Here is an 11,779-nt window from a genome sequence, read left to right as displayed (position 1 = left end):
AAGTTTTCAAAGTTTCCTTATCAACTTCAACCACTTGCGCTTCGTTCGACTTGGCGTCTCATGTCAGCGGGAGGCGAATTCTACAGCGTTACAACTTGCTGTCAACCACCTTTTTCACCGCTGTCGATTCAGACACCAGAACCGAAGCACTTCCACGCCATCATGAACCTGTAACTCGTTGATATTCAAGGAGTTTTCGGTTCAGACTGCGCCGGAAGTGGGGCGAATTATAGACACATCCGGAGGGGCGTCAAGCACTTATTCCGAATTCTTCCGAAAATCGTCCCAGGCGATAAAAATGAGCACTATATTGCTCAAAGCCAGATTCTTGAGCATCATGACGTCCCTCTTCTATATGCACGTCCAGCCTTTCGGATCTCAATAACGCAATGAACGCAAACCCCAACCGCCTGACAGCCGTTCTTCTCCCGGTCGGCATGCTGCTGATTGCCATGATGTCGGTGCAGACCGGCGCCTCGCTCGCCAAGTCACTGTTCCCAGCCATCGGCGCTCAAGGCACTACGACCTTGCGCCTGGTGTTCGCGAGCATCCTGATGACGCTGATCCTGCGCCCATGGCGCACGACCTTCACCTCCAGCTCCCTGCGCACGGTGCTTATATATGGCATCGCACTGGGCGGCATGAATTTCCTCTTCTATATGGCTATCCGCACGATTCCTCTGGGGATCGGCGTTGCGCTGGAGTTCACCGGGCCACTGGCGGTCGCCTTGCTGCACTCACGCAAAGTCACGGACTTCATCTGGATCGTATTGGCGGTGACAGGCCTCACCTTACTCATTCCCATGGGGCAGGCAAATGGCCTGGATCTGGCCGGCGCTCTTTATGCGTTGGGCGCGGGCGTTTGCTGGGCGGGCTACATTCTGTTCGGCCAGAAGGCCGGCGCGGATCATGGCGTGCAAACAGCTGCGCTCGGCGTGGTCATTGCCGCCATCTTCATTGCCCCGATTGGGGTAGCGCATGCGGGCAGCGCTTTGCTTGACCCTGCTCTGATCCCGATCGCCCTTGGCGTCGCCGTACTTTCGACGGCACTGCCTTACAGCCTGGAGATGATCGCCCTCACCCGAATGCCCGTTCGCACATTCGGCACGTTGATGAGCATGGAGCCTGCCGTGGGCGCACTGTCCGGATTGCTGTTTCTGCATGAGAGCCTGACCCTGACCCAGTGGCTGGCCATCAGTGCGATCATCGTCGCCTCAGTCGGCGCGACACTGACTACTCGCCCCGAGCCTGTGGCCTTGGTGCCAGCCGACTGACGCTTTTTGGTCGCAGTTACACGATGTCACTGGTATTTGTAACGCTGTTGCGCCATGTTTACGTCCAAGCCCCTCCATTGCGGAGCTTCATTTGGATGGGCATGGCTGTTGGCTTCAGGCAAGCGAGCGAATTCAAGCTAGGGACTGAGCGGTGGTAGCCGGTCGGGTAAGGAAATGAATGAAGTACATTTTAATAATGCTGGCCATTTTGAGCGTCGCCGGATGCGCCGCCACCTCCAAGCCATTGAAGAGCAAGCGGGGCCTGCACATCAATTGCTCCGGTCTCTCTTCTTCGTGGGATCAGTGCTACAAGATGGCGACCGACTCCTGTGAATCCCGGCAATACCGGGTCATTGCCAAATCGGGCGACGCGACCGAGGACCCGGGAGATTTCCCGCTGGGACTTAATCCGGCTGGCTATACCAGCCGCAGCATGATCATCGTGTGCAAGAAGCCGACTCAGCCCTGAAGCCCTCTCCATTCGCCTGCCTGCCCTTCCAGGCGCAGGCATCGAATCCTTCCTGTAGCTTCCGCCCTATGGAGCTCGACCCAATCAGACGGCGGCGGTGCGCAATTCCAGCCATGCCAGCGCCGGGCCGTCGAGCAATGGGCTCAAGCGGCGGTTGACGTCCGCGTGGTAGGCATTCAACCACTCACGTTCTTCTTCCGTCAGCAGACTCACCTCCAGGCAGCGCGTATCGATCGGGCACAAGGTCAGGGTTTCGAATTTCAGGAATTCGCCAAACTCGGTCTTGCCCGCTTCCTGGTTGATGACCAGGTTCTCGATCCGCACACCCCACTGACCCGGACGATAAGTCCCCGGCTCGATGGAGGTGATCATCCCCGGCTGCATCGCGGTTTGCGGCGTGGCCGGTGCCTGGTAGGCAATCACCTGCGGGCCTTCATGCACGTTGAGGAAGTAGCCGACGCCGTGCCCGGTGCCGTGACCATAGTTGACGCCCTCGGCCCAGATCGGCGCCCGAGCGATCGCATCCAGCAGTGGCGAGAGAATGCCGCGCGGAAAGTGGGCGCGGGACAGTGCGATCACACCCTTCAATACCCGCGTGCAATCACGCTTTTGATCGGCGGTCGGCGTTCCGACAGGCACCATACGGGTGATGTCGGTGGTGCCACCCAGATACTGGCCTCCAGAATCGATCAGCAACAGCCCGTCGCCTTCGATGACGGCGTGTTCCTCTTCCGTGGCGCGGTAATGCGGCATTGCGCCGTTACCGTTGAAGCCCGCAATGGTCGCGAAGCTTTGAGAGATGTAGTCCGGACGCTTCGCGCGAGCCGCGCTGAGTTTTTCGTCGATGGTCAGCTCGGTGACACGCTCATTGCCCAGCGCCGAGTCCAGCCAAGCGAAGAATTCGCACAGCGCGGCGCCATCCTGTTCCATGGCCTGACGAATGTGCTGGGCGTCCGCCTCGCTTTTTTGTGATTTAAACAGGGTGCTCGGGTTGAGGCCTTCGACCAACGTGACTTCGCTGTCCAGGTAGTCGAGCAGGCCACAGGTCACTCGCGCCGGGTCCACCAGCAGCCTCGCCTCTTTCGGCACGTCACGCAACGCGGCGCCAATGGCGGTGTATTCGCGCAGCGTGATGCCTTCGTTTTCCAGGGTTTTGCACAGCGCCGGGTTCACTTTCTCGGGAGCCACGAACAAGCTGACGCTATCAGGGCCGATCAACGCGAAGGAAATGAACACTGGATTGTAGGAAACGTCTTCGCCGCGCAGGTTAAACAGCCAAGCGATGTCGTCCAGCGTCGCGAGAAAATGCCAGTCGGCGCCACGCTCGGCGATCACCTTCCGCAGCCGGGTCAGTTTTTCCGGGCGGGATTGCGTGGCCTGAGGCGCGACGTGCTCATAAATAGCCTGGGTGGGCAGCACCGGGCGGCCTTCCCACAGCTCGGTCAGCGGATCGAGGTCGGTGCGCAGTCGAGCGCCACGGGCATATAAGTTACTGGCCAGCGTGCGCGAGGACGCTACCGCCAGGACAGCACCGTCAACAGCGACAACGGAATCAGCCTTGGCCTGATCCGCCAGCCATTCCAGCGGCCCCGGTTGGCCGGGTTGCAACTTGACCAGTTCGATCCCGCTGCCGGCCAACTCTTTAGTGGCCTGCTCCCAGTAACGGCTGTCGGCCCACACGCCCGCGAACTCAGGGGTGACGATCAGCGTGCCGACCGACCCATGGAAGCCCGACAGCCATTGTCGGCCTTGCCAATACCCCGGCAGGTATTCCGACAGATGAGGATCGGCCGACGGCACCAGCCAGGCGTCGATGCCTTCACGACTCATAAGGGCGCGTGCCTGCGCCAAGCGTTGCGCCACCACTCCACTGGTTTTCGACTGCGTGTTCATTGAATCTCCTGCTGACCCGAAATTGTTTGCGTCGCACCTGACAGATAATGGAGGACGTATCGGCGGGGAGCAACCGCATGCCAGGTGTCACGAGATAACGGCAACGGTCAGTCGGAACGCGTTATGCCTCAAGCAGTTAGAACGGCGTGACATTAGACGTTTCAGAAAGTTTCAAAGACTGCGTTATTAATCTCGAACTGATCCAACACTAACAAGCCGGGCAAAGTTGGATAAAACGGCGCCAAACTTTCATCACTTCGTTAGTTGCTCAGTTCCTGTTTCGATCACAAACGAGCGCACTAAGACGTTCAATTAATCCGCGCCATAAAACCGATATCCGTACCCTGCGCCTGACTTCTGGCGGTGGAAAACTGTCCTTTGCCAAGTTTCCCACCTGCTTTGGAGTCGTTTCCTCAATGCTTCAAAAGCGTCAGCGCACCGTGATAGAGCAACGCTATTTTTTTGACTTCTATATAAATCAATAGGTTATGTAAGCAAAATGACGGGTTATCAAAAATTTTACAGAATGTTGGCGAAATAATTTGACAGAAAGTCCGCGCCCGTCGATATATATGCCTGTCCAATGTTTTCCTGTTTTAGCAGCGCAGCCGCAGAGCTGTGCGCAGAAGACATTTTGGACTTCATCATGCTGTATCTGCCTACGAAGTTAATGAACACAAACGGTGTGTCCCTTGCGCCGGTGGGCATGTGTTGGCCGAAAGAAAATTTTCAAAAGAACTGAAAGTGCTCGGTTGGGCGGTAGCTTTGCCCAACGCTTTTCCCAAGGCTCTTTTGAAAAGACAGCGTGAACAAACAGTGAGTAGAACAGCAGGATCTGCAGATTCGGGCGGTAGCGTGCCTGAAGCCTCAATCGCAACCTGTTGTGTCCCCTTTCCTTCTCTAGAGGACGCGATGCAATGCCTTTATCTTTCGACATGGATGAGCAGCTGGCCCAGCGCCTGGCTGACGAAATCGATACCCACGGCTTTGCAAAGCTCGACGGCGCAGTGTCCGACGCAGACCTTCAACAGCTGCGCGTCTGGACCGACGAGCAAGCGCGCAAACACCAGGGTGAATACTTCGCCTATCACGGTGAAGCGATGCTGGGCGAAAGCCTGCTGTCGAGCTACTGGACCGACCCGCGCTTCAAGTCACTGCTGGGTGGCCTCTACCGACATGCCGCCCGGCACGATGCCCGCAGCGATCGGATCTTTCCGGTGCTGCGTTGCGTACAGGGCAATCAGGGGAAGCGCGAATCCAATGCCTTTCACTACGACGCAAGTCTGGTGACGGCGCTGATCCCGGTGTTCATCCCCACCGAGGGCGAGGAGCGCGGCGATCTGATGCTCTTCCCGAACATTCGACGGGTGCGTGGCTGGGTGCTGTTCAACGTGATCGAGAAAGCGTTGCTGCAGAACAAGGTTACCCGTGGCTGGATCGTCAAAGGCATGCAGCGCAACTGGCTCAAGCCGTATGTCCTGCGCCTGGAACCCGGCAATGTTTATTTCTTCTGGGGCTACCGCACGCTGCACGCCAATCAGCCCTGCGGTGCCGAGGTGAAGCGCGCCACGGCGCTGTTCCATTTTGGTGACCCCCACACAGGCAGTCTGGCGACCCGGCTGATTCTGCGGATCAACCAGGGTCGAGCGAGACGGATGAGTAATAAAGCCGGCAATCAGCCTCCTGCTTCCACACAGAGCTGAACCGGACCGCACACGGTGTGCAACCCGCCTTGAAAGCACGGCTGCCTAAAAGCCCTGAAAGATTTGCGTCAGAAATGGAGATTTCGATGATCAACGTAACCAAGACTTACCTGGGCGATATCGACAAGTTCAAAACTTACGTCGAAGGCATCTATGCGCGTGGCTGGTTGACCAACCACGGTCCGCTGGTGTGCCAACTGGAAGAGCGCCTGAAGGAATACCTCGGCGTCAGGCACGTCATCCTGACCAACAACGGCACCCTCGCCCTGCAAGTCGCCTACCGCGCACTCGGCCTGAGCGGCAGCGCAGTGACCACGCCCTTCAGCTTCGTGGCCACCAGCAGCTCGTTGCAATGGGAAGGCATTCGCCCGATTTTCGCGGACATTGATGCGCAGACCTGGAACATCTCCCCTGAGCACATCGAAAGCCGCATCGTCTCGGACACCACCGCCATCGTCGGCACCCATGTGTTCGGCAACCCCTGCGCGGTGGAACGCATCGAAGAAATCGCCCGTCGGCGCAATCTGAAAGTCGTGTACGACGGCGCCCATGCCTTCGCCGTGCGCCACGCCGGTCAGTCGGTGCTCAACTGGGGCGACATCAGCACCTTGAGCTTTCACGCTACCAAGCTGTTTCACACCATTGAAGGCGGCGCGATCATCACCAACGACGATGAGCTGGCCCGTCGCGTTCACTTGCTGTGCAACTTCGGCATCGTTGAAGTCGACAAGATCGACGGCATCGGCATCAACGCCAAGCTCAACGAATTTTCAGCGGCAATGGGCCTGTGCATTCTCGACGACATCGAGAACATTCTTCAGCAACGCGCTGAAATTGCCCACCGCTACACCACACGCCTGGGCGATTACGTCGACCTTCAAAAACCGGAAGATAACAGCGAGCTCAACAACAGTTACTACCCCATCGCTCTCAGCGACGAGCAGCAGTTGTTGCGCGTACGCAGTGCCTTGAACACCAATGGCATTAATCCGCGCCGGTATTTCTACCCATCGCTGGACACCCTTGAATACCTGCAACCGCAGGCGGCACAAACTGCGTCGCGCGCCTTGAGTGACCGCGTGCTCTGCCTGCCGATCTTCCCGGGCCTGCAAGTGGAAGATCAGGAACGGGTGATTGCCACCGTGATTGCCGAATGCAGCCTGGGTCACGCGTCCTACCAGGCCCCGAACCTGGCGAGCGCCATCTGAACCCGGTGTCACGTCACGTTTAGGCAAGAAAGGGACATTCCATGCAAACCAAACGCTCAGTCATACGCAACACTGCGTTGAGCTATGCAGGCCAGGCCTACACGCTGCTGGTGGGAATCCTGATCATGCCGTTCTACCTCGGCCACATGGGCGCCGAGGCATATGGCCTGATCGGATTCTTCTCGGTGTTGCAGGCCTGGCTGCAATTGCTGGACGCGGGGCTGTCGCCCAGCCTGGTGCGCGCCGTTGCGCACCAGCAAGGGACGACGGTGCAGGACTATCACTCCGGTCGCCTGCTGCGGTCGTTCGAACTGATCTTCGTGCCGCTGGCCGGTCTGTGTTGTGTGGCGATGATGGCCGGAAGCGACTGGATCGCCGTGCACTGGCTCAACGCCAAGGAGCTGTCAACTCAGACGCTGGTCGAGTGCATCAGCCTGATGGGTATCGTGATCGCCCTGCGGCTGTTTTCGACACTCTATAAAAGCGGGATTCAGGGCCTCGAACAACACGCCTGGCTGAACATCGCCAACGTGATCATCGCCACCCTGCGCTACTTCGGCGGGCTGTTTCTGGTGAGTACGATCACCAGCGACCCGGTGACGTTCTTCGAGTTTCAGGTGCTGGTGGGGCTGGTCGAAACCCTGATCTTTGCCGCCCGCGCGTATCAGCAGATGCCAAAGCCGTCGTTGTTGACCGGATTCGACTGGCAGTTGGTCAAACCGATCATCCCGTTCGCCGCCAGCATGTCGGGCACTGCGGTGTTGTGGATCGTGCTGACGCAGATCGACAAGGTGCTGCTGTCCGAGATGCTGCCGCTCAACGAGTACGGTTACTTCTCGCTGGTGGCGCTGATCACCACCGGGATCATGATGTTGAGCAACCCACTGGCGCAGACGCTGCTGCCGCGTCTGACGGTGTTGATGGCCGAAGGTCGTCGCGACGACATGCACGCTTTGTTTCTGGCCGCCAACCGCTTCGTCTGCACGTTTCTGTTTCCGCTGGCCGCGCTGATCGCCTTGCATGCCCACGAGATGGTGTACGCCTGGTCGGGCGATCGACTGGCCGCCGACTGGAGCCGCTCGATTCTGCCGTGGTACTCGCTGGGCAGCGCGATCATGGCCGTCAGCGCGTTTCAGTTCTACCTGCAATACGCCTATGGGCAGATGCGGTTGCACGTCTGGTACAGCGTCATTTCTGCGCTGATCACGGTGCCAGTGATGGTGCTGGCGATTCACTTTTACGGAGCCTGGGGTGCCGCCCTCGCCTGGTTCGTTCTGCGCGTGGTGTCGTTCGCCATCTGGCCGATGATCGTGCATCAACGCCTCGCGCCGGGCATTCACGGCCTCTGGTTGCGCGACATCTTGCGCATCAGCGTGATGACTGCCGTGGGCCTGGCGATCAGCGAGCCGGTGCTGCGACTGATCGCCGATGACAATCGCTTCAACACGTTCTTGGGTCTGGCCGTCAGCGGCCTGATCACGCTGATGGTGGTAGCTGCCAGCTACAAGCCACTGGTGACGAAGATTTCCGTCCTGTTCAGCAAGCCCAGTCTCTAACGAGGCTTTAAACCGAGAGCCACAGCCATGGATGCTATTAGCAAAAAGACGAGCGTCTCGCCGTCCGCCGCACCCCTGGTCAGCATTGTCTGTCCAGCCTACAACCAGCAAGCCTACGTCGCTCAGACGCTGGAAGGCTTTCTGATGCAGGAAACGTCGTTCGAATTCGAAATTCTGGTGAACGACGACGCCTCCACGGATGGCACCGCCCGCATCATTGCCGAATACGTCGAACGTTACCCGACGCTGATCCGGCCCTTCTATCACGAGACGAACCAGTACTCACAAGGCAACTCGTCAGTGCCGCGCCTGTTTGGCCAGGCACGGGGCCGCTACATCGCTTTCTGCGAAGGCGACGATTACTGGACCGACCCGCGCAAACTGCAGATCCAGGTGGAGTTCCTCGAAAACCACCCCGATTACGTGCTGACCTACCACGACGCCATTCCCTTCGACACCAACGGCCAGTACCCGATTCAGCTGCAAGGCGAGTTGCGGGGCGACGCCACGGCGCTGGAGTTGCAAAAGGCCCGGCCCATCTCGACGCTGACCACGGTGTTTCGCAACGTCTTCGACTCGCTGCCCAAGGAACTGGTCGGCGCGCCGCTGAACGATCTGGTGTGGTGGTCGCTGCTCGGGGCCTACGGCAAGGGCAAATTCATGGCCGACATCAAGCCCGCCATGTATCGCCTGCATCCGGGCGGGGTGTTCTCCATGCGCTCGAACAAACGCAAATTGCACATGGCGTTGCAGACGTCCGGCGCACTGGCCAACTACTACAACCGCCTCGGCAACGATGAGCTCTATGAGCACTTCCTGATGGAGCTGGTCGGTTACTCACTGTCCGCGATCACGCCCCAGCGCAAGGTTCAGACCTTGCTGCAAGTGGGGCGCAACTTCAGCACTAACATCGGCAAGAGACTGATGACGACGTTCAGCAAAGGTCATGTTCAGTAACGTTCTGGTGGTCTGCGTCGGCAACATCTGTCGCAGCCCCATGGCCGAGGCGATGCTCCGACAGCGCGTACGCACAGGCGTCGTGATCTCGTCGGCCGGCACCCACGCCATGCTCAGTTCCACCATGGACCCACTGGCCAAGGCCGTGTTGCAGGTCAACGGCGTCGAAGCCCACCGGCATCGCAGTCGACAGATCGATCGGCAAATGCTCTACGACGCGGACCTGATCCTGCTGATGGAAAACCGCCAGATGCAAAGCGTGCTCAAGCTGGCCCCCGAGGTACGCGGCAAGACGTTTCTGATTGGCAAATGGCAACACGCACTGGAAATAGCCGACCCCTACCGGCGCCCGAAACTAGCCTTTGAACAGACCTACGAGCAGCTTTCGCGTTGCGTCGACGACTGGCTTCCTTATCTTCAGTCAGGAGATCCAAGATAAATGACCGCTATGAACCGTACTTCCCTGGACGAGGTCCAGGACTCCCGGATCGATTTGGCGACTATCTTGCGCACACTTTTCGATCACAAAGGAATGATTGCATCGATTGTCGGTGTCTGCGTCCTGATTGGACTCACCTACGCCGTCCTCGCCACGCCGATCTTTCAGGCCAACGCGATGATCCAGATCGAGCCGAAGAAAATCGGCATCGAGGGCCGCACGGAGATCAACGCCAAGCCGCTGTCGGTGTCCCAGGCGACCACCGAAATCGAACTGATCAAATCTCGCGCGGTGCTGGGCAAGGTCGTGGAAGACCTCAAGCTCAACATCATTCAGAAACCGAAATACGTGCCGGGCATCGGCGGTTACATGGCCCGTCATTTCAAGCCTGATCACGAAGGCGAAATCGCCTCGTCGATGTTCGGCCTCGACAGCTACGCGTGGGGCGGCGAGAAGATTGACATCTTCCAGCTGGAAGTGCCCGAAGCGCTGCTCGGCGAGAAAATGACGATGGTCATCGACAAGCCTGAAACCTTCAGCCTGTACGACGAAGACCACAACAAGCTGCTCAGCGGCCCGGTCGGTCAGAGCGTTGAAGGCAGTGGCCTGAAGATTCAGGTCGCCGCGCTCGCAGGTCGTCCGGGCACCGAGTTCACGGTGATCCGTCAACGCACCCTGACCGCCGCACTGGATTATCAGGACCGCCTGAAAATCATTGAAGCGGGCAAGGACTCCGGCATCGTGTACCTGACGATTCAGGACCCCGATCCCGTCTTGGCCAAGCGCATCCTCAACGAAGTCAGCCGCCTGTACGTGCGCCAAAACGTGGAACGCAGTTCAGCCGAAGCCGCCCAGCGCCTTGAGTTCCTGCGCTCGCAGTTGCCAGCGGTTCGCAAGCAACTGGAGCAGTCAGAAATCGCGCTGAACAATTTCCAGACCAGCGCCAAGTCCGTGGACCTGAGCGTGGAAACCAAATCGGTCCTCGACCAAGTGGTCAAGCTGGAAGGCACGTTGTCTGACCTGAAGATGAAGCGGGTCGATGTCGAGCGGTTGTACACGCCGGAGCATCCTACCTATCGCGGTCTGATGACCCAGATCAGCCAGGTTGAAGCGCAGAAAGCCGCGCTGCTGAAGAAAATCGAAACCTTGCCTGCCACGCAACAGGAATTGCTGCGCCTGACCCGCGACATGCAGGTCACTTCGCAGACGTACACCCTGTTGCTGGACAAGAGCCAAGAGCAGGACATTCTGCGCGCTGGCAGCATCGGCAACGTCCGGGTGATCGACAACGCCGATGCCAACGTCGAAGAGCCGGTCAAGCCGATGCGCAAAATCATCGTGCTGGTCGCCGCCCTCGTGGGTCTGCTGCTGGCGGTTGCCACTGTGTTTGTGCGTCAGGCGTTCTATCGCGGCGTGGATAACCCCGACGTGATCGAAAACCTGGGCATGCCGGTCTACGCGTCGCTGCCGTTTTCGCGGCAGCAGGAGCGCATGGACAAAGTGGGCAGCCGTTCAGGCAGCAAGGAGCCACGTCTGCTCAGCGTCAGCGCGCCAACGGAACTGGCGATCGAGTCGCTGCGCAGCCTGCGCACCAGCCTGCATTTCGCCATGCTTGAAGCGCGCAACAACGTGCTGATGATTTCCAGCCCGACGCCGGGCGTGGGCAAATCGTTCGTCTCCAGCAACCTGGCGGTGATCATTGCCCAGACCGGCAAACGCGTGCTGCTGATCGACGCCGACATGCGCAAAGGCTACCTGCACAAGCTGTTCAACCTGACGCCCAAGCACGGCTTGTCCGACACCCTGGCCGCGCGGCTGAAAAGCAAGGAAGTGATCAACCACACCGAAGTGCGCAACCTGGACTTCATTTCCTGTGGTTTCGCGGCGCCCAACCCGTCGGAGCTGTTGATGCATGACAACTTCAACAAGCTGATCACCGACCTGTCGCCGCTGTATGACCTGGTGATCGTCGACACCCCGCCGATCCTGGCCGTCACCGACGCCACGCTGGTGGGGCGCCAATCGGGCACCTGTCTGCTGGTCACCCGGTTCGGCTTGAGCACTGCCAAGGAAATCGAGGCGTGCAAACGTCGCCTGATGCACAACGGCATCGTGATCAAAGGGGCGATTTTCAACGGCGTGCTGCGCAAGGCGTCCACCGCCGACTACGACTGCGCCGCGTACGGCTACGACTACACGACCGTTCGTAAATAACCCATGACGCCCCGCCGCACCCACACGGGCGGGGCACCCGGCAGTAGAAGTGCAGTAAAGGAGACG

Annotated in this window: 9 protein-coding genes; 8 read left to right on the top strand and 1 reads right to left on the bottom strand. The window is 58.9% G+C overall.

What is annotated here, in order from left to right; all coding sequences use genetic code 11:
• The first annotated feature begins 389 nt into the window (after positions 1-389).
• Both rhtA and ACIQAL_RS30400 read left to right on the top strand, forming a co-directional pair.
• Positions 390-1,274, top strand: coding sequence for a threonine/homoserine exporter RhtA (rhtA, locus tag ACIQAL_RS30405; RefSeq protein ID WP_401152139.1), 885 nt, complete (start codon positions 390-392; stop codon positions 1,272-1,274).
• Between the two features lie 178 nt (positions 1,275-1,452).
• Positions 1,453-1,743 (top strand): hypothetical protein, encoded by a 291-nt coding sequence (locus ACIQAL_RS30400; RefSeq protein WP_401152136.1) that lies wholly within the window; start codon positions 1,453-1,455, stop codon positions 1,741-1,743.
• 84 nt (positions 1,744-1,827) lie between these two features.
• Here the strand turns inward: ACIQAL_RS30400 and ACIQAL_RS30395 are convergent, their stop codons facing one another.
• Entirely contained in the window at positions 1,828-3,636 is a 1,809-nt protein-coding gene (locus ACIQAL_RS30395; protein WP_401152134.1) for an aminopeptidase P family protein, read from the bottom strand.
• A 917-nt stretch (positions 3,637-4,553) separates the two neighbouring features.
• On the opposite strand from ACIQAL_RS30395, the gene ACIQAL_RS30390 reads away from it, so the two are divergent.
• The 6 genes from ACIQAL_RS30390 to ACIQAL_RS30365 all read left to right on the top strand — a co-directional run bounded on the left by ACIQAL_RS30390 (position 4,554) and on the right by ACIQAL_RS30365 (position 11,713).
• Positions 4,554-5,339, top strand: coding sequence for a hypothetical protein (locus tag ACIQAL_RS30390; RefSeq protein ID WP_401152132.1), 786 nt, complete (start codon positions 4,554-4,556; stop codon positions 5,337-5,339).
• Between the two features lie 86 nt (positions 5,340-5,425).
• Positions 5,426-6,547, top strand: a complete 1,122-nt coding sequence (locus ACIQAL_RS30385) for a DegT/DnrJ/EryC1/StrS aminotransferase family protein (protein WP_166597985.1) — start codon at positions 5,426-5,428, stop codon at positions 6,545-6,547.
• Positions 6,548-6,588: 41 nt separating this feature from the next.
• Positions 6,589-8,103, top strand: coding sequence for a lipopolysaccharide biosynthesis protein (locus tag ACIQAL_RS30380; protein ID WP_401152129.1), 1,515 nt, complete (start codon positions 6,589-6,591; stop codon positions 8,101-8,103).
• A 27-nt stretch (positions 8,104-8,130) separates the two neighbouring features.
• The gene (locus tag ACIQAL_RS30375; protein WP_401152127.1) at positions 8,131-9,060 is read left to right on the top strand and encodes a glycosyltransferase family 2 protein; all 930 of its coding nucleotides are present in this window, start codon (positions 8,131-8,133) and stop codon (positions 9,058-9,060) included.
• A complete protein-coding gene (locus tag ACIQAL_RS30370) occupies positions 9,050-9,499 on the top strand; it encodes a low molecular weight protein-tyrosine-phosphatase (RefSeq protein WP_166597982.1) in 450 nt (149 codons plus the stop codon). Before ACIQAL_RS30375 ends, ACIQAL_RS30370 begins: the two co-directional genes overlap by 11 nt.
• Positions 9,500-11,713: a polysaccharide biosynthesis tyrosine autokinase gene (locus ACIQAL_RS30365; RefSeq protein WP_401152124.1), complete on the top strand. Its 2,214-nt coding sequence runs from the start codon at positions 9,500-9,502 to the stop codon at positions 11,711-11,713.
• Positions 11,714-11,779 lie beyond the last annotated feature (66 nt).

The sequence above is a fragment of the Pseudomonas sp. NPDC088368 genome (assembly GCF_044753445.1).
Lineage (GTDB): Bacteria > Pseudomonadota > Gammaproteobacteria > Pseudomonadales > Pseudomonadaceae > Aquipseudomonas > Aquipseudomonas bambusae.
The sequence above is the reverse complement of the archived record's forward strand: the minus strand, read 5'-3'. Positions and strand labels throughout refer to the sequence as shown.

What these genes read in the sequence shown, in the direction of transcription:
- ACIQAL_RS30385 (WP_166597985.1), top strand. Translation starts at nt 5,426, where the DNA reads ATGATCAACGTAACCAAGACTTACCTGGGCGATATCGACAAGTTCAAA.
- ACIQAL_RS30395 (WP_401152134.1), bottom strand. Translation starts at nt 3,636, where the DNA reads ATGAACACGCAGTCGAAAACCAGTGGAGTGGTGGCGCAACGCTTGGCG.
- ACIQAL_RS30375 (WP_401152127.1), top strand. Translation starts at nt 8,131, where the DNA reads ATGGATGCTATTAGCAAAAAGACGAGCGTCTCGCCGTCCGCCGCACCC.
- ACIQAL_RS30365 (WP_401152124.1), top strand. Translation starts at nt 9,500, where the DNA reads ATGACCGCTATGAACCGTACTTCCCTGGACGAGGTCCAGGACTCCCGG.
- ACIQAL_RS30400 (WP_401152136.1), top strand. Translation starts at nt 1,453, where the DNA reads ATGAAGTACATTTTAATAATGCTGGCCATTTTGAGCGTCGCCGGATGC.
- ACIQAL_RS30380 (WP_401152129.1), top strand. Translation starts at nt 6,589, where the DNA reads ATGCAAACCAAACGCTCAGTCATACGCAACACTGCGTTGAGCTATGCA.
- ACIQAL_RS30390 (WP_401152132.1), top strand. Translation starts at nt 4,554, where the DNA reads ATGCCTTTATCTTTCGACATGGATGAGCAGCTGGCCCAGCGCCTGGCT.
- ACIQAL_RS30370 (WP_166597982.1), top strand. Translation starts at nt 9,050, where the DNA reads ATGTTCAGTAACGTTCTGGTGGTCTGCGTCGGCAACATCTGTCGCAGC.
- rhtA (WP_401152139.1), top strand. Translation starts at nt 390, where the DNA reads ATGAACGCAAACCCCAACCGCCTGACAGCCGTTCTTCTCCCGGTCGGC.